At 43.3% G+C, this 26,727-nt stretch carries 22 protein-coding genes, 1 other RNA gene and 1 other annotated feature; of the genes, 3 read left to right on the forward strand and 20 right to left on the reverse strand.

Annotation, left to right across the window (positions count from 1 at the left end):
• Positions 1–2: 2 nt before the first annotated feature.
• From ACIFOD_RS01225 to cymR, 6 genes are all read right to left on the reverse strand, one after another.
• Entirely contained in the window at positions 3–599 is a 597-nt protein-coding gene (locus tag ACIFOD_RS01225; protein ID WP_430313192.1) for a biotin transporter BioY, read from the reverse strand.
• Positions 600–1,407: 808 nt separating this feature from the next.
• Complete coding sequence (recD2, locus tag ACIFOD_RS01230) at positions 1,408–3,801, reverse strand: SF1B family DNA helicase RecD2 (RefSeq protein WP_430313194.1); 2,394 nt, start codon at positions 3,799–3,801, stop codon at positions 1,408–1,410.
• 17 nt (positions 3,802–3,818) lie between these two features.
• Entirely contained in the window at positions 3,819–4,490 is a 672-nt protein-coding gene (locus ACIFOD_RS01235; RefSeq protein WP_397552112.1) for a tetratricopeptide repeat protein, read from the reverse strand.
• Between the two features lie 172 nt (positions 4,491–4,662).
• The gene (gene mnmA / locus ACIFOD_RS01240; protein WP_430313196.1) at positions 4,663–5,778 is read right to left on the reverse strand and encodes a tRNA 2-thiouridine(34) synthase MnmA; all 1,116 of its coding nucleotides are present in this window, start codon (positions 5,776–5,778) and stop codon (positions 4,663–4,665) included.
• A 47-nt stretch (positions 5,779–5,825) separates the two neighbouring features.
• Positions 5,826–6,968: a cysteine desulfurase family protein gene (locus ACIFOD_RS01245; protein ID WP_430313198.1), complete on the reverse strand. Its 1,143-nt coding sequence runs from the start codon at positions 6,966–6,968 to the stop codon at positions 5,826–5,828.
• Between the two features lie 13 nt (positions 6,969–6,981).
• Positions 6,982–7,401 (reverse strand): cysteine metabolism transcriptional regulator CymR, encoded by a 420-nt coding sequence (gene cymR / locus ACIFOD_RS01250; protein WP_044339554.1) that lies wholly within the window; start codon positions 7,399–7,401, stop codon positions 6,982–6,984.
• 213 nt (positions 7,402–7,614) lie between these two features.
• Between cymR and ACIFOD_RS01255 the strand changes: the two genes are divergently transcribed.
• Entirely contained in the window at positions 7,615–8,889 is a 1,275-nt protein-coding gene (locus tag ACIFOD_RS01255; RefSeq protein WP_428974875.1) for a replication-associated recombination protein A, read from the forward strand.
• Positions 8,890–9,181: 292 nt separating this feature from the next.
• Positions 9,182–9,901 (forward strand): protein-glutamine gamma-glutamyltransferase, encoded by a 720-nt coding sequence (locus ACIFOD_RS01260; protein WP_430313200.1) that lies wholly within the window; start codon positions 9,182–9,184, stop codon positions 9,899–9,901.
• A gap of 168 nt (positions 9,902–10,069) precedes the next feature.
• Here the strand turns inward: ACIFOD_RS01260 and ACIFOD_RS01265 are convergent, their stop codons facing one another.
• The 10 genes from ACIFOD_RS01265 to ACIFOD_RS01310 all read right to left on the reverse strand — a co-directional run bounded on the left by ACIFOD_RS01265 (position 10,070) and on the right by ACIFOD_RS01310 (position 18,846).
• Positions 10,070–11,020: an ABC transporter permease gene (locus tag ACIFOD_RS01265; protein WP_430313202.1), complete on the reverse strand. Its 951-nt coding sequence runs from the start codon at positions 11,018–11,020 to the stop codon at positions 10,070–10,072.
• Complete coding sequence (locus ACIFOD_RS01270; RefSeq protein WP_430313254.1) at positions 11,013–11,939, reverse strand: ABC transporter ATP-binding protein; 927 nt, start codon at positions 11,937–11,939, stop codon at positions 11,013–11,015. Before ACIFOD_RS01270 ends, ACIFOD_RS01265 begins: the two co-directional genes overlap by 8 nt.
• Positions 11,939–12,649 (reverse strand): ABC transporter ATP-binding protein, encoded by a 711-nt coding sequence (locus ACIFOD_RS01275; protein ID WP_397552105.1) that lies wholly within the window; start codon positions 12,647–12,649, stop codon positions 11,939–11,941. Before ACIFOD_RS01275 ends, ACIFOD_RS01270 begins: the two co-directional genes overlap by 1 nt.
• A gap of 2 nt (positions 12,650–12,651) precedes the next feature.
• The gene (locus ACIFOD_RS01280; RefSeq protein ID WP_430313203.1) at positions 12,652–13,026 is read right to left on the reverse strand and encodes a GntR family transcriptional regulator; all 375 of its coding nucleotides are present in this window, start codon (positions 13,024–13,026) and stop codon (positions 12,652–12,654) included.
• A 3-nt stretch (positions 13,027–13,029) separates the two neighbouring features.
• Positions 13,030–13,809, reverse strand: coding sequence for a hypothetical protein (locus ACIFOD_RS01285; protein WP_430313204.1), 780 nt, complete (start codon positions 13,807–13,809; stop codon positions 13,030–13,032).
• Positions 13,810–14,017: 208 nt separating this feature from the next.
• Positions 14,018–14,782 (reverse strand): tRNA threonylcarbamoyladenosine dehydratase, encoded by a 765-nt coding sequence (locus ACIFOD_RS01290; protein ID WP_397552102.1) that lies wholly within the window; start codon positions 14,780–14,782, stop codon positions 14,018–14,020.
• 202 nt (positions 14,783–14,984) lie between these two features.
• A non-coding RNA gene (gene ssrS / locus ACIFOD_RS01295) (6S RNA) lies at positions 14,985–15,174 on the reverse strand.
• A gap of 71 nt (positions 15,175–15,245) precedes the next feature.
• The gene (aspS, locus tag ACIFOD_RS01300) at positions 15,246–17,012 is read right to left on the reverse strand and encodes an aspartate--tRNA ligase (protein WP_430313205.1); all 1,767 of its coding nucleotides are present in this window, start codon (positions 17,010–17,012) and stop codon (positions 15,246–15,248) included.
• A 32-nt stretch (positions 17,013–17,044) separates the two neighbouring features.
• Positions 17,045–18,319 (reverse strand): histidine--tRNA ligase, encoded by a 1,275-nt coding sequence (gene hisS, locus ACIFOD_RS01305; RefSeq protein ID WP_430313206.1) that lies wholly within the window; start codon positions 18,317–18,319, stop codon positions 17,045–17,047.
• A gap of 75 nt (positions 18,320–18,394) precedes the next feature.
• Positions 18,395–18,623, reverse strand: a binding site (T-box leader).
• A gap of 70 nt (positions 18,624–18,693) precedes the next feature.
• Entirely contained in the window at positions 18,694–18,846 is a 153-nt protein-coding gene (locus tag ACIFOD_RS01310; RefSeq protein ID WP_395940685.1) for an RNA polymerase subunit sigma-70, read from the reverse strand.
• Between the two features lie 225 nt (positions 18,847–19,071).
• On the opposite strand from ACIFOD_RS01310, the gene ACIFOD_RS01315 reads away from it, so the two are divergent.
• Positions 19,072–20,814 (forward strand): SH3 domain-containing protein, encoded by a 1,743-nt coding sequence (locus tag ACIFOD_RS01315; RefSeq protein ID WP_430313207.1) that lies wholly within the window; start codon positions 19,072–19,074, stop codon positions 20,812–20,814.
• 75 nt (positions 20,815–20,889) lie between these two features.
• Here the strand turns inward: ACIFOD_RS01315 and dtd are convergent, their stop codons facing one another.
• The 4 genes from dtd to recJ form a co-directional block, all read right to left on the reverse strand.
• Entirely contained in the window at positions 20,890–21,330 is a 441-nt protein-coding gene (gene dtd, locus ACIFOD_RS01320) for a D-aminoacyl-tRNA deacylase (RefSeq protein ID WP_430313208.1), read from the reverse strand.
• A 13-nt stretch (positions 21,331–21,343) separates the two neighbouring features.
• Positions 21,344–23,533 (reverse strand): RelA/SpoT family protein, encoded by a 2,190-nt coding sequence (locus ACIFOD_RS01325; RefSeq protein ID WP_430313209.1) that lies wholly within the window; start codon positions 23,531–23,533, stop codon positions 21,344–21,346.
• A gap of 290 nt (positions 23,534–23,823) precedes the next feature.
• Positions 23,824–24,336, reverse strand: coding sequence for an adenine phosphoribosyltransferase (locus tag ACIFOD_RS01330; RefSeq protein ID WP_113971272.1), 513 nt, complete (start codon positions 24,334–24,336; stop codon positions 23,824–23,826).
• Positions 24,327–26,690, reverse strand: a complete 2,364-nt coding sequence (gene recJ / locus ACIFOD_RS01335) for a single-stranded-DNA-specific exonuclease RecJ (RefSeq protein ID WP_430313210.1) — start codon at positions 26,688–26,690, stop codon at positions 24,327–24,329. The genes ACIFOD_RS01330 and recJ overlap by 10 nt, the downstream gene beginning before the upstream one ends.
• Positions 26,691–26,727: the final 37 nt, after the last annotated feature.

Below are 26,727 nucleotides of genomic sequence, written 5' to 3' on the forward strand. Positions count from 1 at the left end.
TTTTATGCCGCTCTTTTTATATTCTTAAATGTACTCTTTGATAAGACCGATTTCTCCAGGCGATGAGCCATAATTCCTGCACACACGGCTAATATGATATCCTTCGGTAGAGGGACCACCATCCAGGCCCATGCAAGCTTATATGTAAACCCTTCAGGAGCTGCAGCCCAAAGTTTGTACGCTGCATACATCCAGTTCGTACCGACCACATAATTGACCGCCATCCCGACTAGTGCCGCGAAAATGTATACCTTGACTCCTTTATGTTTTTCTACGATTTTACCTGTAATGTAAGCTGTGAAAATAAATGATACGATGAATCCGAATGTCGGACTCACAATAGAAGATAACCCTGCTCCAAATCGTGCAAATACAGGAACACCCACGAGTCCCACCAGTGCGTACACTGTCATGGAAATCGCCCCGACCCTGCTGCCAAGGATCGCTCCTGCTAAAATGGCGAAGAATGTTTGTAACGTAATGGGAACACCGCCCACTACCATAAAAGGCACGAATGTCGTGATGTTGGCACCAATCGCCATAAGTGCAACAAACATCCCTGCCAGTGTAAGATCGATTGTCCTTAATTTTCTGTTCATCTGTCTTCCCCCATCTGTCTTTTTTCTACAAGATAAGGATATCGCTTTCAATAAATATATGTCAACTTTAATTTACTTTAAGTTGACATTAATCGTTATCAATAGGCTCCTTTCGCAAAGATTGTTGATCTGGCACAACCGTACTTCCGCAGGAGTCAACGCAGTTCCCCTCACCATCTTTAAGAAAATCTCGTGACAGAGCTTAAAAGTGACAAAAACAACCTTTAGAAAACAGAATTTCAGTACACATTAGAAGATCGACTACAGCTCTTCACTAGAGGTTATTTACCGCGGAGCAAAAAAGATTATCAACACAAAAGAGTGTTTTTCGAACTATTTTTTTGTCATTCAAGGAAAAGATATAGCTAATCATGCAGTTAACATTTGCTACCAAATATAGACCAAATGAATTGTCTGACCCATTTGAAAGTTAGTTTAATGCTTGTCCTAATTATGAGTTAACACACATTTTTTGTACTCTTTCGTAGATAATTTGTTTATCTATACATATAAGCAGAGACAAGGTAGTAGCACAGAGTGGATTGCAGCGGAAGGCACTTGTCTCCTGCGGGAAATAGAGGAAGGGTCGAGACCCCGCAGGGCAAAGCCCGAGGAGGCTTGACTTCCTCCCCGCGGAAAGCAAGTGCCTGTAGCGGAAAGGAACGGTCCTCGTTATGTTCCCACATTCATCTAGAACACAAATTCACTTATTTGAAAGATGTGCAAAACCAGTGGGCGAGACAGTAAACCAATAGAAAAAGGTCAACGAATGAATGGTTTCTGCAGGAGAAATATTCATTCGTTGACCTTATGCTTTCATGAAATCATAGGGGCTGATGCCTTCCATTCCAATCATTGGATCCTCATTCAATAGGATTTCTTCAATGGGTAAGCCTTCTTCAGGAGAGACTGCCGTGTTCTCTTCAGCAGCAGTTAAACCTTTCAGTTTTTCGCTTAGGGTGGTTTTGCGGAGAAAATCATCTTCTCTCTCCACTCCAAGGGTAAAAGCATCAAGCTCTCCACAAAGAATGAGGAATTGCTTGCTCCTGGTGATGGCAGTGTATAGAAGATTTCTTCTCAGCATGCGATAATAGCTTTTCACGACAGGTAAAATCACAATGGGAAACTCACTTCCTTGTGACTTATGGATCGAGCAGCAATATGCATGGGTAATTTGCATGAGATCTTGCCTCGTATAGGTGACCTCATTTCCTTCATATGAAACAATGATCATATCTTGCTTCTCGGTGTTTTCCTTTGCATAAAAAATCGAGACGATTTCACCGATATCTCCGTTGAAAACATTGCTTTCAGGCTGATTGACCAGCTGAAGCACCTTATCCCCAATACGATATTTCACATCTCCAAAAGCGATTTCTTTCCGGGTACCGTCATTGCTATTGAAGATTTCCTGAAGTAGTTCATTCAATCGATCGATACCTGCAGGGCCTCGATACATAGGAGCAAGGACCTGGATATCCTTTGGGGAGTACCCTTTTTTCTTCGCGTTCTCAACGATTTTTTGAACGACTTCGGATATTTGATTGGTTCTGCATGGGAAGAAGGATCGATCCTTTTGCTGTTTGGTCAGATCTTTAGGAACCTGTCCCCTTTTCATATAGTGAGCAAGCTCAATAATGGAAGAGCCCTCTTCCTGTCTATAAATATCCGTTAACCTGACTGTTGGCACCACTTCCGACTTCAATAGGTCCTTTAGTACCTGGCCGGGACCGACAGACGGCAATTGATCTTCATCCCCGACAAATATCACTTGAATATCCTCAGGCAGGGCCTTCAATAATTGATGGGCAAGCCATGTGTCAACCATGGACACTTCATCCACAATTAACAACTTTCCTTCAATCGCCCGTTCTTCATCAGTCTGAAACCCTTCTTGACCGTTCCAACCTAAAAGACGGTGAATCGTCATGGCAGGGAGGCCCGTGGATTCTGTCATTCGCTTTGCCGCTCGACCAGTCGGGGCTGTCAGTAAGACAGGAAAGGGTTCATCTTTGTAATCCTTGGGATCCAAGGAGCAGCCATGAAGATCAGCAAACAGCTCGACAATCCCCTGAATGACGGTCGTCTTACCGGTACCGGGTCCTCCGGTCAACAGGAGCATGGGAGACATTAACGCTGTTTCGATGGCTTCTTTTTGGGAAGGTGCGTATTGTACCCCCAGCCGGTCCTCGAGTGCTCCAAGTGACAGAAGAAATTCGGATTGAGGGAATTGGTCTTTGTATTGGGTTTGAGACATAATCTTTTCAATGTTTGTCACGATCCCTTTTTCAGAGAAGTAAAGAGAAGGAACATACACTTTTGTGCCTTCTCCAATGACTTTACCCTCTTCCTCCAAGGAAACCAGTTGACTGGATATTTCAGTGTAATCGACCTTTTCGGGCTGACTTTTCTCAAGGAGCTCCTTCACCGTTACAATGAGCTCTTCTGCTTCGAGATACACATGTCCCTGCTTCACACATGTTTGCTCAAGGGTGTATAAACAGCCTGCTTTGATCCGGTCAGGATGACTGCCTGTCAAACCGATCTTAGACCCGATCTCATCGGCCCGGGTAAAGCCGATTCCTTCAATATCTTCCACTAACTTATAGGGATTACTTTGAATGATTTCGAGTGCCTGCTCTTTATAAGCTTGATAGACCTTCATGGAAATTTGGGGTCCAAACCCCAGATCATTCAGCATGATCATGACCCGCTCCAAGCCTTGATGCTCGGAAAGCGTATCATAAATACTTTTCGCCTTTTCCTTTGGAAGCTTTGGAATTTCATCCAGGAGGCTTGGATTTTCGAGTATTTTGGTGATGGCATTTTCCCCGATGTGCTCCACGATCTTCTCAGCTGTTTTCTTCCCGATTCCTTTAAATAAATCACTTGATAAATAATGGACGACACCTTGTGTGGTTTGTGGGATTTCTTTCTTGAAATGCTTCGCATGAAACTGCATGCCAAACTTTGGGTGCTCTTGAAACCTCCCGTAAAACACATAGGTCTCATCTTCATGTATCTTGGGAAAATTCCCGGTTACGACTGCTTCTTTGTCCTCATAAGAATCATTCGTTTCGTCCACCCGGATCCGGACCACGGTATAAAGATTTTCCTCATTATGAAAAATGGTGACAAGGTGCCTTCCTTTTATATAGATTTCTTCCTCACCAAACAGCTTTAAAGAATCTTGCTGGCTCAAATCAGTGAACCCCCTAACTATTCACTTTGTTCATTTTTTAGCTTTTCGATCATCTTGATGCCATAGCCCGCCAGCATATGATCTGGTTGAACTTCGATTGCTTTGTTGAAATACATCAGTGCCGTATCTGCATCATCCTTATGGCCTGCATAGGCAACCCCTAAGTTATAGTAAGCATCTGCATGAGTTGGATCTGCTTCCACTACTTGAGATAATTGCGCAATGGCTTCTTCGTATGCTTCAACCTTCGCTAAGCATAGACCTAACTGGAAGCGCGCCTCTATGTCCTCTTCATTCAGTTCGACACTTCGTTGTAAGTAAGGAAGGGAGAGTTTCGGCTGCTCTAATTGGAACAAACTGACTCCAAGCATAAAATAAACGTCGGCATTTTCCATTCCTTTCGAAACAGCTTTTTCAAACTGATCTTTTGCTTCATCAAAGTTATTTTCATTAAAGTACAGGTTCCCCAGGGAATAGTATGCTGCCCCTGCATTCTCGTCGATCGAGATTGCCCGTTCGAAGAACTTCTTCGCCTTTTCATTGTCTCCAACCGACATTAATACGTTCCCGAAATTAATATATCCGACAGGATCCTTAGGGTTTTCTTCGATGGCTTCTGTAAAAAGCTTCACAGCCTCTTCTACTTTTCCTTCTTGTAATAACTCAATTCCTTTTAAATTCTTATCCAATTCAAACACCTCTATATTGTTATGATTTATGTATGCCAGTTGAGTATTGATATTTATCGTTTCTAGTATAACATAAGGTACTCTCGATATTGATATACATCAATGATGAAAAAAGGACTGAGAGAAGAGAGGTGGTACATCTCTTCTTCTCAGTCCTTTTTTGTGTTCAACCTTAACCTACATACGTAAGTTTCTTTTCGTCTTTATAAATGGTATCAATCGTTCCTCCACCCAGACACTCATCACCATTGTAGAAAACAACCGCTTGTCCTGGTGTGACAGCACGGATAGATTCATCAAAAATGACTTTCACCTTACCATCTTCTAATGGAATAACCGTTACTTTGTTATCATCCTGACGATAACGGAACTTTGCCGTACAGGCGAATTCAGCTGGTATCTCTCCATTTGAGGTCCAGTGGACATCTGTAGCGAGAATGGAATCTGAATAAAGGGCAGGATGCTCAAAGCTTTGACCAACATAGAGCACGTTTCTTTCAAGGTCCTTACCGATGGCAAACCAAGGATCACCGGCTCCACCTATACCCAGTCCATGACGTTGCCCGATCGTATAGTACATCAACCCATCGTGTTTTCCCATTACTTTACCGTCTAATGTTTCCATCGTTCCCGGTTGGGCAGGTAAGTAATTGCTTAAGAAATCTTTGAAGTTGCGTTCACCGATGAAGCAAATCCCCGTACTGTCTTTCTTGGTAGCAGTCGCAAGGCCCGCTTCCTTCGCAATTTCCCTCACCTTTTTCTTGTCGATGCCCCCTAGGGGGAACATCACTTTTTCAAGTTGCTCCTGTCCTAACTGATTGAGGAAGTACGTTTGATCCTTATTGTTGTCGACACCGCGGAGCATCTTATATTCCCCATCACGATATTCCACCTGTGCATAGTGGCCGGTTGCCAGATAATCTGCACCAAGTTTCAGTGCATGATCAAGGAATGCTTTGAACTTAATTTCTTTATTACACATCACATCCGGGTTTGGTGTTCTTCCCGCTTTATATTCATCCAGGAAATACGTAAACACTTTATCCCAGTATTGTTTTTCAAAATTCACAGCGTAGTAAGGAATACCAATTTGGTTACATACCCGAATCACATCGTTGTAATCTTCTGTTGCGGTACAAACCCCATTTTCATCAGTATCATCCCAGTTTTTCATGAAAATCCCGATGACTTCATAGCCTTGTTGCTTTAATAATAATGCGGCCACAGAAGAATCTACTCCACCAGACATCCCAACGACCACTCTCGTATCCTTTGGTTCTTTTTTCACTAACGCCACCTCCTTATTCGTTCATTCGTCCGTTTCAGACGACTTTCTTAAGTTGTTAATCGCTTCACGATCTTTGCGACTTCATGGGCAGTCCAGACAATCTGCTCATCCGTGTTCCCCTGACCAAAGCTGAAGCGGATGGAGTTCCTTGAATTCCCTGACTGTTTGCCAAACATCGCGACCAATACATGTGAAGGCTCTATAGATCCAGCCGTACAAGCAGAACCGCTTGATACAGCAATACCTGACATATCCAAATTCACCAGCATGGACTCTACATCCGTGCCAGGAAAACTTAAGTTTAGCACATGGGGCAATCCATACTCAAGAGATCCGTTCTCCTCAAAATCAATGCCGGCTCCAGCTAACGCTTCTTTCAGTAAAACCTTGAAACGGGAGTACTGTGAATTCTTCTCTTCGATGGATTTTCCAGCAATTTCCACAGCCTTCCCAAGACCCACAATGGCCGGGACGTTTTCTGTTCCTGCGCGACGCTTTCTTTCCTGTTCTCCCCCATATAATCCAGGCTGAACATCCACGTTTTTGTGTGAATAAAGAAACCCAATTCCTTTAGGACCATTTATTTTATGACCCGAAACCGAAAGCAAATCGATTCCAAGCTCCTTCACGTCAATGTGTGTTAAGCCAAACGCTTGTACAGCATCAGTATGAAAATAAGCTTGATGATTTTGTAGAAGCTTTCCAATCTCTTTAATCGGCTGGATCGTTCCTACCTCATTATTACCAAACATAATCGTAACAAGTATGGTATCGTCCCGAAGTTCCCTTTGCAGTTCCTCCACCGATATCCTGCCCGTACGATCCACTGACAGATAAGTCACCTCAAACCCTTTGGATTCAAGAAATTCACACGCATGTAAAACAGCATGATGCTCTGTTTGTGTGGTAATGATATGATTCCCTTTTCCTTTATTCGCCTCGGCAGAACCGATAATAGCTAAATTATCCGCTTCCGTTCCACCGCTTGTAAAAATGATGTCATTGTAATCTGCATGAATACTTTGAGCGATGATGGTACGTGCACGGTCGACAAGATGACGTGATGCACGCCCAAAAGAATGAATGCTCGATGGATTACCAAAGGACTCCTTCATCACTGAAGTCATTTCTTCAATTACTTCAGGATGCATGGGAGACGTTGCAGCATGATCCAGGTACACTCTTTCCATTTTTCGTTACCTCCTAGATATAGAACATGTACGCATCGGATTCACCGTCATCTGAATGACTGGCTAAATCTTCGATCGTTGTGTTATCGAGTACTTCTTTAACGGCATCCCTAATTCGAATCCATAGCTCACGTTTTGCCGGTTCTTCATCTTCAATTCCTTCTACAGGACTAATGGGCCCTTCAAGGATCCGGATAATATCTCCCGCTGTGATTTCAGATGGTTCATGTCCCAAAACATAACCACCGTATGCCCCCCGGATACTTCTAACAAGACCGCCATTACGCAGTGGGGCGACCAGTTGCTCCAGATAATGTTCCGACAGCTCATGCTGCTGTGCGATCGTTTTCAGTGAAGTCGGCCCTTCACCATGGCGTTTTGCTAATTCGATCATAATCGTTAAACCGTATCGGCCTTTAGTTGATATCTTCATGTCCAGCACCTCTACTATATTTAATAACGTCACGTTCAGACGTATTTTTCTTCTGTATTGACTTTTGTTATTATAGCATATCCGTCCTCTCACTGTGAAAGGGGCGGCTTCATTCACTTTTCCCACCCCTTTCCTAAAGCCACAATATTTCCTTATGAGAACCTCCTATGATAAAGTGAATTTAACTAGAACGTCAGTTTGGAGAGATGTTTCATGTCGATTAAACCACTTGCCTTTAAGATGAGACCGAGGACCATTGATGAGATCATCGGGCAGCAGCATTTAGTTGGAGAAGGCAAAATCATAGACAGGATGGTAAAAGCAAAGCAGCTGTCATCCATGATATTATACGGTCCACCGGGAATTGGAAAAACGTCCATCGCGAGCGCCATTGCCGGAAGTACGAAATACCGGTTTAAAACTCTGAATGCCGTAACCAATAATAAAAAAGATATTCAAATCGTAGCCGAAGAAGCCAAAATGTCCGGGAAAGTGATCCTTCTTTTGGATGAGGTGCATCGCCTGGATAAAGGAAAGCAGGATTTTCTCCTTCCTTATTTAGAGAACGGGATGATCACATTGATCGGGGCAACGACGAGCAACCCCTACCACGCCATTAATCCAGCGATCAGAAGCAGATGCCAAATTTTTGAGCTAAAGCCACTTACGATCGATGAAATGAAAATCGCCTTGCATCGAGCCATAAAGGATGAAGAACGTGGATTAGGTGGATATTCACTCGATGTAACCTCTGATGCCATTGAACATTTTGCAAGCAGCAGCTTTGGAGATGTGAGGAGTTCGTTGAACGCATTGGAACTGGCTGTCTTGTCCACTTCACCGAATGAGGACGGTGTGATTTCTATTGATGTCAATATCGCGGAAGAGTGCCTGCAAAAGAAAAGCTTTTCTCACGATAAAGACGGTGACGCCCATTATGATGTCGTAAGCGCGTTTCAGAAATCAATTCGGGGAAGTGATGTGAATGCAGCTCTACATTATTTAGGCAGACTCGTTGAAGCCGGGGATCTACCGAGCATCGCCCGCAGACTATTGGTGATTGCCTATGAAGATATCGGCCTTGCCAACCCCCAAGCGGGACCAAGAACATTGGCGGCAGTCGAAACAGCTGAGAAAATCGGGTTCCCAGAAGCGAGAATTCCGTTAGCCAATGCGATCATCGAGCTTTGTCTCTCACCTAAATCGAACTCGGCGATCACAGCCATCGACCTTGCACTCGGTGATATCCGCAAAGGAAAAAGCGGCGAGGTTCCGGATCACCTGAAGGATGCTCATTATCAAGGAGCCAAGGAACTGGGAAGAGGCATCGAGTACAAGTACCCACACAGCTATGAATCGGGATGGGTACCACAAACCTATTTACCAGATAAACTTAAGAATGCTCAATACTATACCCCTAAATCGACAGGGAAATTCGAACAGGCGATTGCTCAGGTGTATGAGAAAATTAATAAACAGATGAAATAACAAAAGCGGAGGCGGCTTGTTCAGAGGGGACAAGCATAAGGCGAACCTGCCGGAAAGGCGTTCTTTGCCTTTTTGGCAGGTTTGACTTATGACCTCGAGCCTCTAGCTGTCGGAGCTGGATGAAACAAACGGAGGCAGTTTTGACGTTTGATGCGGCACTTCCGGGATTTGTTACGCCAAATTGTGACTCTCACTTTAAAAACTCCCAACTAGCTGGGAGTTTTTTTAACATGTCAATGCCATATCTCTCCACACCATCATACATTAGTAAAAAGGCCTGGAGGTGTATGGATTGATTATCATTGAAAACGGATTGTCAAGTAAAGGGTTAACAAATCTGTCACCTGTAGAAGAAAGCATCGTAAAAGCGCTGGAAAGCAGTCCTACGGAGTATCGTTACCGTAACTTAGGTGAGCTCCGATTTGAGTTGAAGATGCGGGAACGATTCATTGTCAATGCAAGGAGCATGGATGAAGGTGACGCCAAATTCGCTGCTTTTGAACACTCTTATTTTAACTCTGCTTATTGGATCAAGACCCCATACGGATATAGACTTCGCGACTCGAAGCTTCCATCAGAGGCCATTGAAGATATTTTCACAAATAGCTCTGCCTATAGCTTCGAATGCGTCACCAGCATTGTCCTCATATACTATAAATCCATCCTTGATATGATCAGGACTTCTTATTTCAACCAGCTGTTTTCCCCCCTTTTAGTGTGGGGTCACAATTATGACGATGATATGAGCATGGTCACCTATGAAGGAGTGGACTATATTCCAGGGGATGTATACTACTTCTCTAATCCAGACTATGACGATCCTATATGGATGGGGGAAAATTCAGTGTTTTTAGAAGAGGATCAGTATTTTGGTCACGGAGTCGGAATCATGACTCATGATGAAATGATAGAAGCTTTGAATACTCTTCGAAAAAAAAATGCCACCGAACCAGCCTTTCTCCTTCAACAAGTCACACGTTTGAAGTTCGCAGATTTATACCGGTATGCATAAAAGTGACGAACTCTGATGAGTCCGTCACTTTTTGTTTTCTATTTAGTTGTCCAGCTACGGCGGCTTGGCCCTCGAGGTCATAAGTCAAACCACCTATAAAGGCAAAGTGCGCCTTTCCAGGTGGTTCGTCTTATGCTTGTCGGGCCAGACCAAGCCGCCTCCGCTTTTCTATGCCGCCACATCTCTTTTGTTAAAGACGATGAAGGCCAGCAGTTGGAAGATGATGAAGTAGATGATGAGCATGGTGATGGAGAAGCCCATTGTCATGCCGTCCACTAGCGTTGGTGTGAAACCTGTGTATTGAGTCAGATCCGTGTTTGCGAACAGACTGAATTTTGCCCAGTCGAATCGAAGAGCGAGCAGGCTTGTAGCATTCGCTCCCACAAACAATAGAAACAAGGAGATCCCGATAGCCAGTGAGCTGCTTCTGAACACAGTTGAAATCATGAAGGCCATTGTAGCCATCATCACGACATCAATGGTTTTCAATAAGTAGGTTTTGATCAAGTACCCCACAATGTTCTGTTCGACTACCTTCCCATCCACATACGCCAGGTGGGTGGACTGATCTGTTCCACCAAATAATAATAGCCCGATCAGGAACGATACGACGAATAAAATAAGTAGCATGCTCATTCCGTATAAGATGACGGTGAAATACTTCGATAGAAGGATCTTTGTTCTTGAGATGGGACGAATGAGCAAAAGCTTGATCGTACCCCAGCTGAACTCACTTGCGACAATTCCCGCTGCCACAATGATGGCAAACAGGCCGACTACAAGTACGGAAAAGGCATTCGTTTCTACAAACGTCCAAACCGTTTCTTTCACTTTCGGTTGAATGTCATTTTCAATACGATATTCATTTAGTGCTATTCTTCGTTCTGTGTCTTTCTCTATGAACTTGTTCATATTTGGATTTTCCGACAACATTTGTTTATCTGCTTCTACTTGTGCTGTGAGTTCCTGCTTCCAGTTTTCCGATTCCTTTGCTTTCCCGTCATCATACTTCGTAAAAGCGGCCGTCACTCCAATAATCAGAATAAGCAATCCGAGCATGACATATGTTCCGACCCGTTTAAATATTTTTGTCCATTCATTTCTAATGAGACTAAGCATGCACGACCTCTCCTTTTTCATTCGTGATTTCTAAGAACCTGTCTTCCAGTGTCTTGGCAATTGGCATGACACTAAAGATTTGAACATCCGCATCCACAAGTGCCCGAATGACATTCGGTACTTGTTCCTTCGTTAAAGCGACCTGTACTTCCGAACCCTTCGTTTCATATTTGATTCCCGGATCGAACTTCATGAGTACAGCTTTGATCTTTTCTGCATCATTCACCTCAAAATGGTAGACCTGTTCGGAACCTTCAATGAAATCACGTACCTGCTGTACATCCACAAGCTTTCCGGATTGGATGATCCCAATTCGATCACACATCATTTCCATTTCAGATAATAAGTGACTTGATACGATGACCGCCATACCCTCTTCCTGGGCAAGCTTTCTGATATACGCACGAATTTCGCGGATACCGGCAGGATCCAAACCATTTGTAGGCTCATCGAGTATGAGGAGCTTCGGTTTATGGAGCAGGCATTGCGCCAGACCCAAGCGCTGTCTCATTCCAAGGGAGTAGGTTTTCACTTTATCATTGATGCGGTCTGTTAATCCGACCAGTTCGATGACTTCCTTCATTCTTTCTTCGGTGATTCCACTTTGCATGCGGGCAAAATGCTTTAAGTTCTGATATCCCGACATGAACTTATAGAGCTCTGGGTTTTCAACGATGGCACCAACATCCTTTATGGCACCTTCGAAATCTTTTTTGATACTTTTCCCCGAAATCAGGACGTCTCCTTTTGAAATATTCATCAGTCCCACTATCATTCGGATCGTCGTCGTTTTTCCTGCTCCATTCGGTCCCAGAAAACCGAATACTTCCCCTTCATACACGTCAAAGGATAAATTATCGATAATGGTCTTGCCTTTAATGACTTTTGAGACATCCTGTAATTGCACAACCGTCTTCATTACTTCATCTTCCCTTCTTTTTTCGTTGTTTGTTTCAACCACTGCAGGACAGACAATCCTTCTATTTCTCTAAGCTCCTCTACCTGACAGTGCCCTTTCATTTCACCATCATGGATGATATACGCTTCATCCAGGATCCCTTCAATCTCATCGATTTCATGGGTTGCAATGATCACGGTTTGATTTCCGAAATCGATATAAGATAGTAGACCTTTGACAATGGAGTCCCTTACCATGGGATCCAATCCTGAAAATGGTTCATCCAGGAGCAGGACCTCCGTATTTCGGGACAGGGCAAGAACAAGCTTCAGTCTGCCACGATTCCCTTTTGATAAATGCTTGATTTTTTTCTTACTGTCCAGTTCCATGAATCCCACTAGCTCATGTGCACGCTGTATATCAAAGTCGGCGAACTGAGAGGCGTAAAACCGGATCATCCCATCAACGGTAAATGCTTCATAAAACATATCCAGCTCTGTTAAATAAGCCACTTCACTGGCTCGTTTCCGGGTAATCGGCTTCCCGTTCATGGTCACTGAACCTGCATTCGGAAGAACTAATCCCGCAATCATCTTTAAAGTGGTCGATTTCCCGCTGCCATTTGGACCGAGCAGACCATAAATCTTTCCCTTTTCGAAGTGAAAAGACGTATTCTTCAAGGCCGATTCATTACCATATTTTTTGGTCACAGCTTCAAATTTTACAACCAATCCTATTCCCCCCCTCTTTGGGCAAGATATCTCTCGACGCCTTTTATCATTTGCTCTTTTGTTAACCCCAGTTCTTTCATGTTCTTAATGAACAACTCGATTACTTCCTCTTGAACCTTTTCATTCAACACGTAAAGAACCTCTTTCTTTTCCGTGACAAATGTCCCTTGCCCTCTCCTCGTCTCCACAATGTCCATCCTCTCTAATTCGCTATACGTACGCTGAATGGTATTTGGATTCACCCCGGATTGAACGGCCATTTCCCGGACAGAAGGCAGTTTGTCCCCGGGAGATAACTCTTTTCTTACAATCTCCCGTATGATTCGATCAGCTATTTGGAGGTATATCGGCTTGGAAGCTGTATATTCTTCTGTCATGACCTACACCTCAACCTTACGATCTAATAGCCAGCAGGAAATGATAAATACGATCATCATGACCATTCCTTCAAATACAAACGGCAGCAAGGGCAGCGGGATCATTTCAGGGTCAAAACCGGCAGTCGCCTCATTAGAACCAACCGAGAAAAAGACGCCCGAACTCACTTCAACTGTAAAAGTATCGAAGAGTAATCTTTCCACCCATTCAATGCTCATAAGAAAGGCGACAACACTTTGATACACAATGATAAAACCAGCTACAAAGATCCATCGTACACTCTTGATGGATGGGTACTTTGAAAGTGAGTGGTAGAAAGTCCACAAGAAAATCGTCCATCCGGAAAAATATAGGCCAACTACTGTTACTCCTAAATTAAATAGGATACCTTCTTTGATTGGCCAATAGGAAAAAATAGAGTCTTCAGGGAAGACTGCCATGGTGATCACACCTAAAAGATCCACTAATAGAAGGGAGACCGTAGAGTATATAAAGGCAATGATCAGTTTCGGCAACAAAAGCATAAATCCACTATACGGACTATGGAGCCAAAGCTGCGTCTTTCCTTCTAATCGAAGCATGGAGAAGACAATACCCGGCAGAAACGCAAAGTGAAACACACCGATCATGATAATAAATATTTGAACGATTATAGGCTCGTTGACGAAGTTCCCGATCACCATTCCGATGATGTATATCAGAAAAATAATGGCAATCCAGCCATAGAACCAAACCTTGGAGGTTTTGAAGTCTTTCCAAAGAAGACCTTTAAAAGCGTTCATACTTGCACTCCTTCATAACGTGTTTTAGTGTTCTAGTTAGATAGTACACTATGACACATTATACCGTCAATACCTTTTTTACCTAATTAATGGAATTAGTTTTCATGAATATGTACAGCGAGCTGGATAGAGAATTCACCATGCTGTATACAGCATAGAAAAAGGACTGAATCCGAAAGTGGATTCAGTCCTTTTCATTGCACGGCCTTTATTTGTCTTTTACTCTTTTGATTTCAATATGCTTTAACAGCTCATTCATCACATGACTGGCTGCAACAAGACCTGCAACCGATGGGACAAATGCGTTTGAAGATGGAGGAAGCTGCGCTTTACGAATCTTCGCATCATCGTTCCCTACTTCTTTTCTGATTTCTTCACGGATGACGATGGGACTCTCATCAGAGAAAACAACAGTCACGCCTTTTTTAATGCCTTCTTTTTTCAGGCGTGTCCGGATCACCTTTGCGATTGGATCCGTATGAGTCTTGCTGATATCCGCAATTTTGAAACGTGTCGGATCGGTTTTATTCGCCGCTCCCATGCTTGCGATCAATGGAATATCGCGTTTTAGACATTCTTTCATTAAATGTATTTTGTACGAGATCGTATCAGAAGCATCTATGACGTAATCCAATCCTTGATTAAAGAATTCTTCGTAGGTTTCTTCCGTGTAGAACATCTTTAAGGCAATGACTTCACAGTCCGGATTAATATCCTTGATGCGGTCCCTCATCAGATCGACTTTCGGCTGACCTACCGTAGAAAGCAATGCATGAACTTGACGATTTACGTTTGTAATATCCACATCATCTTTATCCACTAACACAAGACGGCCTACACCTGATCTGGCTAAAGCTTCGGCTGCAAAGGATCCCACTCCCCCGATTCCAAGTACTGCCACCGTACTATTCTTAAGGGTTTGAAGACCTTCCTTACCGATCGCTAGTTCATTTCGTGAAAACTGGTGTAGCAAAATAATCAACTCCATTATAAGTATTCAACTAGGTTTATACTGAATTAGAATAAAGGATACAGGAACGAAAATCAATATGAAATGTTGCCCTTCCCTTCTTGTTTACCCTATTAAGAGAAACTTTAGCCTCAACAAAAAAAAGCCAGGCCATTTTCAGCCTGACTCTTCATTCTATGGGATCTTCATTAAAAATCATGTTTGGACGAGTCCCAATCGTGCCGTCGCCATCATTTCCTTCGTTTTGAACCCGCTCTCGGCAGGTGGGTGCTTTATTCCACTATTTGTTAGTCCTCGGCATGAGGCATGAACGCCTAGTAGAAACGTCAAGCTCCCGAAGTTTGAAGTGTTCGGTCAAAACTGTTAGGTAAAAACGTCGCACACATCAGGACTCGTTTGTGATTGTTTAAATAATATCATATCACCTTGATGATTTCAACGAATGCCCCCCCGGAACTTATTTACATTATTCTACATCCAGCGACAAGGATAACTCTTTTAATTGAGCTTCACTCACTTCACCAGGAGCATCCGTCAAGACACAGCTTGCACTTGCCGTTTTAGGGAACGCAATGGTATCACGGAGATTTGTGCGTCCTGCAAGGAGCATCACTAAACGGTCCAGACCAAGGGCGATTCCGCCATGTGGAGGTGTTCCATATTCAAAGGCTTCCAATAGGAACCCAAACTGCTTTTCTGCTTCTTCTTTTGAGAAACCAAGTACTTTAAACATCTTTTCTTGAATATCACGCTCATAAATCCGAAGGGATCCCCCTCCAAGTTCGTACCCATTCAATACAAGGTCATAGGCTTCGGCACGGACAGAAGAAGGATCCGTCTCGAAACGTTCCAGGTCTTCTCTCACCGGCATTGTGAATGGATGGTGGGCAGCATAATAACGATTCTCGCCTTCATCAAATTCAAACAACGGCCAGTCGGTCACCCACAAGAAATTGAACTTTGTTTCATCGATCAGTTTCAACTCTTTTCCTAACTTCAACCGAAGAGCACCAAGGGCATCTGCCACTACTGATTTTTTATCCGCCACGAAAAGCAATAAGTCTCCCGATTCTGCATTTGCTGAAGCAGAGATTTGCGAAGCATCCTCTTCTGTTACAAATTTGGAAATAGGTCCTTTTAAGCCTTCTTCTTCTACCTTTAACCAGGCAAGTCCTTTTGCACCGTAACGGGAAACAAATTCTGTTAACCCATCGATGTCTTTACGGGAATACTGGGAAGCACCGCCTTTTACGTTGATCAGTTTCACCTGACCACCGCTTGCTACTGCGCCTGCGAATACCTTAAATCCGGACTCCTTCACGATTTCCGATACATCGATCAGTTCCATTCCAAAACGCGTATCCGGTTTGTCCGAGCCGTATCGACTCATGGCATCATCATACGTCATTCTTTGGAATGGTAATTGAACATTGTGATCCTTCACATCGTTCATCAGTTTCTTCATCATATCTTCTACAAGGGTAATGATTTGTTCTGTATCCATGAAACTCATTTCCATATCAATCTGAGTGAATTCGGGCTGACGATCTGCTCGAAGATCTTCGTCACGGAAACAGCGGGCAATTTGGTAATAACGGTCGAAGCCGGATACCATGAGCAATTGTTTGAAGATTTGCGGTGATTGTGGCAGCGCGTAGAATTCACCTTGATGAACACGGCTTGGCACTAAGTAATCACGGGCACCTTCAGGCGTACTCTTTGTTAAAATCGGTGTTTCCACATCCAGGAATCCGTTTTTGTTTAAGAAGGTACGGAAGGATGTCGTCACATTATGACGCATTCTCAACGTTTCCATCATCGCTGGGCGGCGAAGGTCTACGTAACGATATTTCAAGCGGACATCTTCCGACACTTCCATTTGATCATCAACCATGAAAGGAGGGGTCTTCGCTTCATTTATGATTTGAACCTCTTCTACATGAATCTCAACTTTCCCCGTTCTCAGGTTAGGGTTGACCGTTCCTTCTCCTCTTGCCACGACAGTACCTGTCACACTCAGTACATACTCATTACGAATTTTCTCCGCAAGGGCGAGGGCTTCTTCTGATAAATCCGGATTAAAGACGACTTGTACGATTCCTTCTCTGTCACGAAGGTCGATGAAGATTAATCCACCCAGATCCCTTCTCTTTTGTACCCAGCCTTTAATCGTAATTTTTTCACCGATGTATGATTCTGTGATATCTCCGCAATACGCTGTTCTTTTCGTCATCATGTTCTCCTCCTTGTCAAAATCAACGGGTTCTATTTACCAAGTTTGCCTTTCACATTCTCTACAAAACGATCAAGACTTACTTCTTCCTGCTCACCAGTAGACATATCTTTCAGGTTGATTTTATTTTCCTGTAATTCGTTGTCACCAATGACGGCTACATATTTCGCTTCATAACGGTCCGCTGCTTTAAATTGACCTTTCACCTTTCGATCAAGGTAATCCTTTTCTGAAGAAATTCCCACCTGTCTTAAATCGTGAAGAAGCTTAACCGCATAATCTTTTGCCTCTTCTCCCAATGAAACGATAAAGCAATCGACGCCCCGCTCGATTGGAAGTTGAACGTTTTCAGCTTCCAGTGCCGAAAGTAATCTTTCGATGCTGAAGGCAAAACCGATTCCTGGAGTTTCCGGACCACCGATCATCTCAACCAATCCATTGTAGCGTCCACCGCCACAAAGGGTCGTGATGGCTCCAAAACCTTCTGCATCACTCATGATTTCAAAGGCTGTGTGATTATAATAATCAAGGCCGCGAACAAGAGTCGGATCGACTACGAATTCAACATCCATCCCGGTTAAGTGGGATTGGACTTTTTCAAAATAGGCTTTAGATTCATCATTTAAGTAATCGAGAATCGATGGCGCCGTAGCCATCAATTCATGGTCACGGTCTTTTTTACAATCGAGAATACGCAATGGATTCTTCTCTAAACGATTTTGACAATCTCCGCAAAATTCATCGATTCTTGGTTTAAAGTGATTGATCAGCGCTTCTCTGTGGGCGTTTCTGCTCCCCGTGTCACCAAGACTGTTAATGACTAACTTTAATTGAGTAAGTCCCAGTTTCTTGTAAATCCCCATCGCTAATGAAATCACTTCTGCATCAATCGCAGGATCTTCACTTCCCAATGCCTCAACCCCGAACTGGACAAATTGACGGTAGCGGCCCGCTTGTGGCCTTTCGTACCTGAACATTGGACCGGAGTAAAAGAGCTTTGTCGGCTGATTTGGATACCCAAACATCTTATTTCCTACAAAGGAACGAACAACAGAAGCGGTTCCTTCAGGTCGGAGCGCCAAGCTTCTGCCTCCGCGATCTTCAAACATATACATTTCTTTTTGAACGATATCCGTCGTATCCCCTACGCCTCTGGTAAACAACTCGCTCGCCTCAAAGACAGGTGTGCGGATTTCTTTATACTGATAGGCGTGGCAAAGGTTCTTCGCCACTTCCTCTACATACTGCCATTTTTCTACTTCACCTGGTAGAATGTCCTGTGTACCTCTTGGAATCTGAATGGACAAGTTGATTTCCTCCTTTTATAAAAGCAAATTGATATTTATGTAAATAAAAAAAGCCCTCAGTCCCTTGTATATCATACAAGGGACGAGAGCTGTTATTCCCGTGGTGCCACCCTAATTGAAGTCTATAAGACCTCCACTTAGCCAGTTAACGCCTGGTACGTTCATCTCCTACTAAAGAAACTTTTTCAGAGAGAAACCTCCTGAGTGTTCATTCACTAAGTCACATTGTAGAAACGCTCTCAGCCAAGGCATTTCCTCTCTTTACACGTGGGTGTCAGCTACTATGCTCGATCAACGGTTTTTGTAAATGTTATTTTATTTCTATAATGATACGGATGCCGTTAGTTCATGTCAAGAGGTTAAAGAAAATTTCCTTACGATCTTTCCATTTTCTTTTTCAGCAGCTTAACTTCTTTTAACGATAACCCGAACTCGGAAGCAAGTTCCACATTTAAAGCATCTTTCTCACGTTCTAAAAACTGATGAAAATCCACACCGAACAACTGGTTATCACCGTTTGCATTCATAAACCCTTTTTCACTTGACCTCAATTCCATCATCCTTTCCAAAACAATCCTTAACTCTATCATTTCCAATTACCTATTTTTATTTCGTTTTAGAGGAATTTAATTTTTTTTATCGTATTAAACCCATAAGGGATTTTTTTGATGAATCGTCGAAATTTTGATCAATATCTAAGTGAAGAAATCCGATATTACTATGGGTGTTTGTATTTCAAACAGGAGGTGAAGATGATTAAGAAGATAATAGCATCTATACTGATTGTGCTCATGATCATTCCTTTTCAGCCACTCGAAGCTGATTATGCCCATGCAGAAACCGGCACGGCCACGATCAGTGTTTCGACTCTGAATGTTCGTACGGGGCCAGGACTGAGCTACCCGGTTCTGACGAAGGTACATAGAGGGGAAGAGTACAGTATAGTAGACACACAAAATGATTGGTATAAGGTCAGGACCGATAGTGGAGAGGGCTGGGTAGCCGAATGGTTAGTCTCAGTTGAATCTGCTGCTTCCGATGTTTCTCCAAAACAGGAAGGACGGGTGAACACCGATGGGTTACGTGTCAGAAAAGGGCCTGGCACCTCTGAAGAAGTGGTGACGGTTTTAAACACCGGAGATAGAGTATCCGTTTCCGACGAAGAGGCTGACTGGCTGTTCATCGAATGGGGAAATGGCAGCGGCTGGGTTCATGAGGACTACGTGTCGGAAAACAACACCACTTCTTCCCCATCGAAAAGGAGGGAGAATAAACAAGGGATCATCACCGACAACTCCCTAAATGTTCGAACCTCTCCCTCTCTTCAAAGTTCCGTCCTGGGAGTATTAAATAAGGGAGATCACGTAGAGGTAACAGGAAGTGTCAGCGGGTGGTACGAGATTCAATTTGGCAGTGACAAGGCGTGGGTGAACGATGCATATGTAGAATTCTCTTCGAGGGCCAATGATGAGGAGGCTGCCTCCTCGTCCACAGATCTTGTAGGAATCATTACGGTTCACGGTTTAAATGTCCGTGACGAAACCTCTTTAAACGGGAGCGTCGTTGGAAAGGTTTCAAAAGGGGAGAAATATTCCTTATTAAAAGAAAAAAACAATTGGTATCAGATTAAGCTCTCAAATGGGAAAAAAGGCTGGATTGCCGGTTGGTATGTCCAAAAAACCGTCACTGCCTCCGCCCATGAGAGTGAACCCACTTCAGAAAATGAAAACGTCACAGTCCTTTACAATGGTACCAATATCAGAAGTGAAGCAAATGCCCGGGCAAGCGTCATCGAACGAGGATCAAGTGGTGACACATTCCCCGTTATCAGCAAAAACGGAGATTGGTATGAAATTGAATTAGAAGACGGCAGTGCAGGTTTTGTGGCCGGCTGGGTGGTGTCCATCCGATCCAGTAGCGGGGAAAACACCACTCCTTCACGCAAGCGGAGCGGCGGCTTACAAGATAAAGTCGTGGTGATTGATCCGGGGCACGGAGGCAGAGACAGTGGAACGACCGGAGCAAGCGGGACATTGGAAAAGCTCCTTACCATGAGAACCGGGGAACTCCTTGCCGAAAAGCTAAAGAGCGCTGGAGCCAAAGTGGTCTTAACAAGGAAAAACGATGAATATCTTTCATTACCATCCAGGGTATCATTATCTCATTATTATCAGGCTGATGCCTTTATCAGCCTACATTTTGACAGCATTCTTGATTCCTCTATCGTCGGGCATACTACCTACTATTATCAAGGTCACCAGAAAGAACTGGCCGATGAAATTCATGGAAGCCTGGCAGATCGTTTACCGACGAAAGACCGCGGTGTACGAGTAGGAGATTATCACGTTGTCCGTGAAAACAATCAGCCGGCTGTCCTGTTGGAGCTGGGATTCTTAAGTAATCCGGCAGAGGAAGCCAATGTCAATACACAGTATTTTCAAGACCTGGCGGCAACGGCTATCTATCATGGGTTAGGGGATTATTTTTCCGACTGATGCTGCTGAGAAAACCATTACGATATTAATAAAATAAGAAAAGCTGATCCTAAAATTTGCAGGATCAGCTTTTCTTTATTTGCCTTCTATAATTAACGTCACAGGGCCATCATTTGTTAAATTCACGTCCATCATGGCTCCAAATACACCCGTTTCCACTTTGATACCTTTTTCTTTTAATACCTTATTAAAGTAGTCGTAAACAGACTCTGCGTGATCGGGCTTCGCTGCACCCATGAAGTTTGGCCTTCTTCCCTTACGGCAGTCCCCGTAAAGAGTGAATTGAGAGATGGAGAGTATTTCCCCTTCTACATCCAGTAAAGAATGATTCATCTTCCCCTCTTCGTCTTCAAAAATACGCAGGTTCACTACTTTGTCCGCAACATAACGAGCGTCTTCTTCCGTATCTTCATGGGTAATCGCCACAAGCAATACAGCACCTGAACGAATGGCTCCCTTTACTTCTCCATCAACAGTGACGGAGGCTTCTTTACTTCTTTGCAGTACAACCCTCATAAAGAAATCTCCTTTAGTTCATGATTCTTCTTACAGCATAAATATCTGAAATTTGTTTAATTCTTTCCACGACTTTGTGTAAGTGGGATATATTTTGAATCGAAATGGACATATTGATAGTTGCCACTTTATTTCGGTCGGATTTTCCGCTTACAGCCGATATATTCGTCTTCGTCTCGTTTACCGCCTGAAGCACTTCATTCAAAAGGCCTCTGCGATCGTAACCGGAGATTTCAATATCCACATTGTATTCCTTACGGTCATTTCTATCACTTTCCCATGACACTGGAATGAGACGCTGCTCTACTTCATCGGCCATTACGTTTGTACAGTCGGCACGATGCACAGAAACCCCACGGCCTTTCGTAATAAACCCTACGATCTCATCCCCGGGAACAGGGCTGCAGCAACGGGATAAACGGATAAGAAGATTGTCAATGCCCTCTACCTGGACACCGGCGTCTTTTTTACGCTTGACTGGTTGGGAATTCAATTCCTTCATCGTTTCTTCCAGGTTGTCTTCCTGTTCACGTTTCTTCCGGTCTTTCTCCGTTAAGCGATTGGCGATTTGAGCCGCCGTAATCCCGTTATAGCCAACGGCTGCATACATATCTTCCTCGTTTGAGAAGTTGAATTTCTCAGATACACGTTTAATATTTTCAGGATTCAGGATTTCTTTCACATCGAAATCTTGATTCTTGATTTCTTTTTCTACTAAATCCCGGCCTTTTTCAATATTTTCTTCTCTTCGCTGCTTTTTGAAGAATTGCTTGATCTTATTCTTCGCTTGAGATGTTTGCGCAAGCTTCAGCCAATCCTGACTGGGACCGTAAGAATGCTTGGACGTGAGAATTTCAATGATATCCCCCGTTTTCAACTTATAGTCAAGAGTGACCATCTTACCATTTACCTTGGCACCGATCGTTTTGTTACCGATTTCTGAGTGTATACGATAAGAAAAGTCAATCGGAACGGATCCCGACGGCAGTTCCAGTACATCCCCTTTAGGTGTGAACACAAAGACCATATCAGAGAAGAGATCAATCTTAAGAGACTCCATGAACTCTTCCGCATTGGCAGATTCGTTCTGGAACTCTAATATTTCCCTGAACCAGGAAAGCTTCTTCTCGAAGGAAACCGTTTCGTTCGCTTCTTTTCCTTCTTTATATGCCCAGTGTGCCGCCACACCGTACTCAGCGATTTGGTGCATTTCAAGCGTTCTGATCTGCACTTCAAGAGGATCCCCTTTAGGACCGATGACCGTTGTATGAAGAGATTGATACATATTCGGCTTCGGCATGGCGATATAATCTTTGAACCTGCCAGGCATTGGCTTCCAACACGTATGGACGATTCCCAAAACGGCATAGCAATCCTTGATGCTATCTACTACTACACGCACTGCCAATAGGTCATATATTTCATTAAACTGCTTGTTTTGAAGAGCCATCTTGCGATAAATGCTGTAAATATGCTTGGGACGGCCGGAGATTTCCGCTGTGATTTTCACGTCGCCTAACTTATCTTTCACCTCATTGACAACGTCCTCTAAATACTCCTCACGCTCGGCACGCTTTTTCTTCATCAAGTTGACAATACGATAATACTGTTGAGGATTTAAATATCGGAGCGACGTATCCTCTAATTCCCACTTAATCTTCGAAATCCCTAAACGATGTGCCAAAGGAGCAAAGATTTCCAGTGTTTCATTTGCAATTCTTCGCTGCTTCTCCTGTGGCAAATGTTTCAACGTTCTCATATTATGCAGACGGTCTGCCAATTTAATCAGAATGACACGGATATCCTGAGCCATCGTCACAAACATTTTCCGGTGATTTTCAGCCTGCTGCTCTTCCTGTGACTTGTATTTAATCTTTCCAAGCTTTGTGACCCCATCTACAAGCATGGCCACTTCGGCATTGAATGCTTCCTCAATTTCCCCAAGAGAAACGCCCGTATCCTCCACTACATCATGAAGAAAACCGGCAGCGACGGTTGCCGGATCCATTTCCAGATCCGCTAGTATTCCCGCTACCTGGATGGGATGAATGATATAGGGTTCACCAGACTTACGGTACTGTTCACTATGGGCATCCCTTGCATACTCATAGGCTTTCTGGACCATCCCTACATGCTCATCGTTTAAGTATTCTCTTGTCTTATCAAAAACCTGTTCCGGGGTTAGTACTTGATCTTTAGCCATGATCAAAATCACCTTTGTATTTTAATATATTTCACTAGTGTTCGATTTTAATGATTGTTACTATTATCAAAAAAAAATAGGGTTATGTAAAGGGGTTAGAGTAAAATTCTCAGATTCCATCTATTTTCGTCGAAAATTGTCGATGAGAAAAAATCCGCATGATCCACATCTACCCTCGATTTGACCCTTCCAAATAAAAAATAAGGGCTGACATTCAAAACCAGATGTCAGTCCCTTAAGTTAACAGTATATCACATAGTATATACGAATATGAGAATCGATAAACAATTTTAGTATTGCATTAATGTAAGAATATCATAGTTGTCAAGCTTGTCGCGGCCATCCAGGTACGTTAATTCGATTAAGAATGCTGTACCAGCGACAACCCCACCCAATTCTTCTACAAGCTTGATCGTTGCTTCGATCGTTCCACCAGTAGCAAGTAAGTCGTCTGTGATCAATACACGTTGACCAGGCTTAATCGCATCTTTATGGATCGTTAGAGAATCTTTACCATACTCCAAACCATATTCCTTCTGGATCGTTTCACGCGGTAATTTACCAGGTTTACGAACAGGGGCAAAGCCTACACCCAATGCATAAGCGACTGGGCAGCCGATGATGAATCCACGTGCTTCCGGTCCCACAACCAGGTCGATCTGCTTCTCTTTAGCATATTCGACGATTTGGTCTGTAGCATATCTATAAGCATCACCATTATCCATTAATGTTGTGATGTCTTTAAACTTAATTCCTTCTTTAGGCCAATCCTCAACGATCGTAACATATTGTTTTAAGTCCATGCTTTTACTTCCTCCTCAATTGTAACAGACTCTTCTATCCTTTCATTAAACCAAGTCCTCAACTCTTGATAGGAAGAATATAACAATTCGTTTTCAAGTTCGTATTGTTGTTGTTTCTTCTGATATGTTAGAGATTCAGAAAGATCTTTCTTGGTTTTCTCAGGATTGAGAGAAATAAATCCATTCACTATTGTAACAAACTTCAAATCAAAAAACACCTGTGACATGAAATCTATTGTTTCTTTTGACCAGCCTTTGTATTTCGCCAGGTCATCACCATGTTTATTTAAATCAAATGTTCCACGCTTTGTTAAAAATCCATAGTACCATTTGAAATGCTCACGTGTTGGCATCGTACTGAAAAAATGATCTTCATCCTGGAAGAAATGAGCATAGATCCGGTGAGGTTGCCCTTTCTTCAAGAGCTCTTCAAGTATTGGTTTGGAAGTGGGCAGATCCAGAAGCACGAGGCTTGCCTTATCGGTGGAAAATCCTTCAAGTGAAGAACCATCCTCAAGTAGCATCACTTCGTCTTTTTCCAGACTCAGCTTTTCTAAAGTAGCTGGATTAAAACAAATGACTACTTTATTTTCTTCCGGGATAAGCCCATTCCATTTATGGACTTGTTTAATCCCGCGAACATCAAATAATTGCCAATGTTCAATTTTCACATCATGTAAAAACACCTGAGGCTTCTTGCGATTATTCCACTCGTTAATGGATAATTCACCTATAACAGAGGCATTCGAAAATGGGGTCATATGATCGGCCAGTTCTCCCAATCCAAAACCGACACCATCCACTTGTACGCCCTTATCTTCTAAGACCAGCTTCAGATGATTTTGTGCAGATCCAATTTTTTTATAATGTCCGATGCTTACATTGTCTATGATCCACTTCGGTTTAGGATTATGCATCCCAAAAGGTGCCAGAAGCTGAAGCTTTTCAATCGACTCTACGGAGATTTCGTCCACTGTAACAGAAGCATCAAGCTGTGTGACTGGTATAAAGTCCTCTTCCGTTAACTCAGTCTGAGCCAACTCATTTAATCGGTTTCTGAACTGGGCTACATCGCCTAACTGTAAAGTCATGCCTGCAGCCATGGGATGTCCTCCGAAATGTGGAAGGATATCACGGCAGGTTGATAAATTCTTGAACAAATCAAAACCTGCGATACTTCTTGCAGACCCCTTTGCCGTTCCTTTCTCGGAATCGAAACTAAGCACGATGGTTGGACGATAATACTTATCCACTAAGCGTGAAGCTACAATTCCGACTACTCCAGGGTTCCAGCCTTCTTTTCCAATGACAAGGACAGAGTTATCGTTCAGGGGAAATTCATTCTCCACCATCTCAACCGCTTCTTCTGTCATTTGCGACACGATCGCCTGTCTTTCTTTATTCAAGCTGTCAATTTCTTCAGCCAGGACCTTTGCTTCCTCATCATCTTCTGTGAGCATAAGATCGACGGCAGGGTCTGCATCCCCTAACCGACCGACAGCATTTATACGGGGAGCAATCATGAATCCTATGGATTCTTCCGTAATTTCCTGTTGTTGGGCATTGGCGATTTTGCATAATGCTTTTATCCCCAATCGGTTTGAAACCCGAAGCTGGGCAATCCCACGCTTGGCCAAAAGGCGATTTTCCCCTCTTAATGGTACTAAATCGGCGATGGTCCCAATCGCAGCAAGATCAAGCAGATGGACAGGCAGCTCACCGTAAAGGGCATGAGCCAGTTTAAATGCCACTCCTACTCCTGCCAGTTCTCCAAATGGATAAGTGGTCCCTTCGACCTTTGGATGAATCAAGGCAAAAGCCGGAGGTAATTCCGGTCCAGGTTCATGGTGATCCGTAATGATCAAATCGATTTCCAGTTCTTTTGCCAATTTTGCTTCATTCACAGCGGATATTCCCGTATCTACTGTTATGATGAGCGTGAATTCCTCTTCCTTTGCCCAGCGAAAGGCACCTTCATTCGGGCCGTATCCTTCGCTGAACCGGTTTGGGATATAGAATTCCACCTCTGCACCCAGGTCCCTTAACACTGTCATCAATACCGACGTACTGCTGACTCCATCGGCATCATAGTCACCATAAACAAGAATCCTCTCGCCATTTTCAATGGCTTTATGGATTCTTTCGGTTGCTTTTTTCATATCTTCAAATAGAAATGGATCGTGAAATGAATCGCCTGTATCAAATAAAAAATTCCGGGCTTCTTCTACATCGTCCAAGTCCCGGTTGATTAATAGTTTCGCCACAAGCGAAGGTAATTTTAATTCATTTGCCAGTTCTGATATTTTATGTTGATCTGATTCTGTCATCATCCAACGTGTTTTTGAGTTTAACATACGTTCACCCCTCAGCCTTACTCATTATACAAAAAGG

It is taken from the genome of Rossellomorea sp. NRS-1567 (assembly GCF_050467885.1).
GTDB classification, from domain to species: Bacteria; Bacillota; Bacilli; order Bacillales; family Bacillaceae_B; genus Rossellomorea; species Rossellomorea aquimaris_C.

Excerpts from the sequence above, each read along its gene's own strand:
- ACIFOD_RS01270 (WP_430313254.1), bottom strand. The coding sequence starts at position 11,939 with ATGAAGACGGTTGTGCAATTACAGGATGTCTCAAAAGTCATTAAAGGC.
- ACIFOD_RS01285 (WP_430313204.1), bottom strand. The coding sequence starts at position 13,809 with ATGAACGCTTTTAAAGGTCTTCTTTGGAAAGACTTCAAAACCTCCAAG.
- ACIFOD_RS01265 (WP_430313202.1), bottom strand. The coding sequence starts at position 11,020 with ATGCTTAGTCTCATTAGAAATGAATGGACAAAAATATTTAAACGGGTC.
- ACIFOD_RS01330 (WP_113971272.1), bottom strand. The coding sequence starts at position 24,336 with ATGGACTTAAAACAATATGTTACGATCGTTGAGGATTGGCCTAAAGAA.
- aspS (WP_430313205.1), bottom strand. The coding sequence starts at position 17,012 with ATGACGAAAAGAACAGCGTATTGCGGAGATATCACAGAATCATACATC.
- ACIFOD_RS01280 (WP_430313203.1), bottom strand. The coding sequence starts at position 13,026 with ATGACAGAAGAATATACAGCTTCCAAGCCGATATACCTCCAAATAGCT.
- ACIFOD_RS01310 (WP_395940685.1), bottom strand. The coding sequence starts at position 18,846 with ATGAATGCAAACGGTGATAACCAGTTGTTCGGTGTGGATTTTCATCAG.
- ACIFOD_RS01245 (WP_430313198.1), bottom strand. The coding sequence starts at position 6,968 with ATGGAAAGAGTGTACCTGGATCATGCTGCAACGTCTCCCATGCATCCT.
- cymR (WP_044339554.1), bottom strand. The coding sequence starts at position 7,401 with ATGAAGATATCAACTAAAGGCCGATACGGTTTAACGATTATGATCGAA.
- ACIFOD_RS01325 (WP_430313209.1), bottom strand. The coding sequence starts at position 23,533 with ATGGCTAAAGATCAAGTACTAACCCCGGAACAGGTTTTTGATAAGACA.
- ACIFOD_RS01225 (WP_430313192.1), bottom strand. The coding sequence starts at position 599 with ATGAACAGAAAATTAAGGACAATCGATCTTACACTGGCAGGGATGTTT.
- recJ (WP_430313210.1), bottom strand. The coding sequence starts at position 26,690 with ATGTTAAACTCAAAAACACGTTGGATGATGACAGAATCAGATCAACAT.
- ACIFOD_RS01255 (WP_428974875.1), top strand. The coding sequence starts at position 7,615 with ATGTCGATTAAACCACTTGCCTTTAAGATGAGACCGAGGACCATTGAT.
- dtd (WP_430313208.1), bottom strand. The coding sequence starts at position 21,330 with ATGAGGGTTGTACTGCAAAGAAGTAAAGAAGCCTCCGTCACTGTTGAT.
- ACIFOD_RS01315 (WP_430313207.1), top strand. The coding sequence starts at position 19,072 with ATGATTAAGAAGATAATAGCATCTATACTGATTGTGCTCATGATCATT.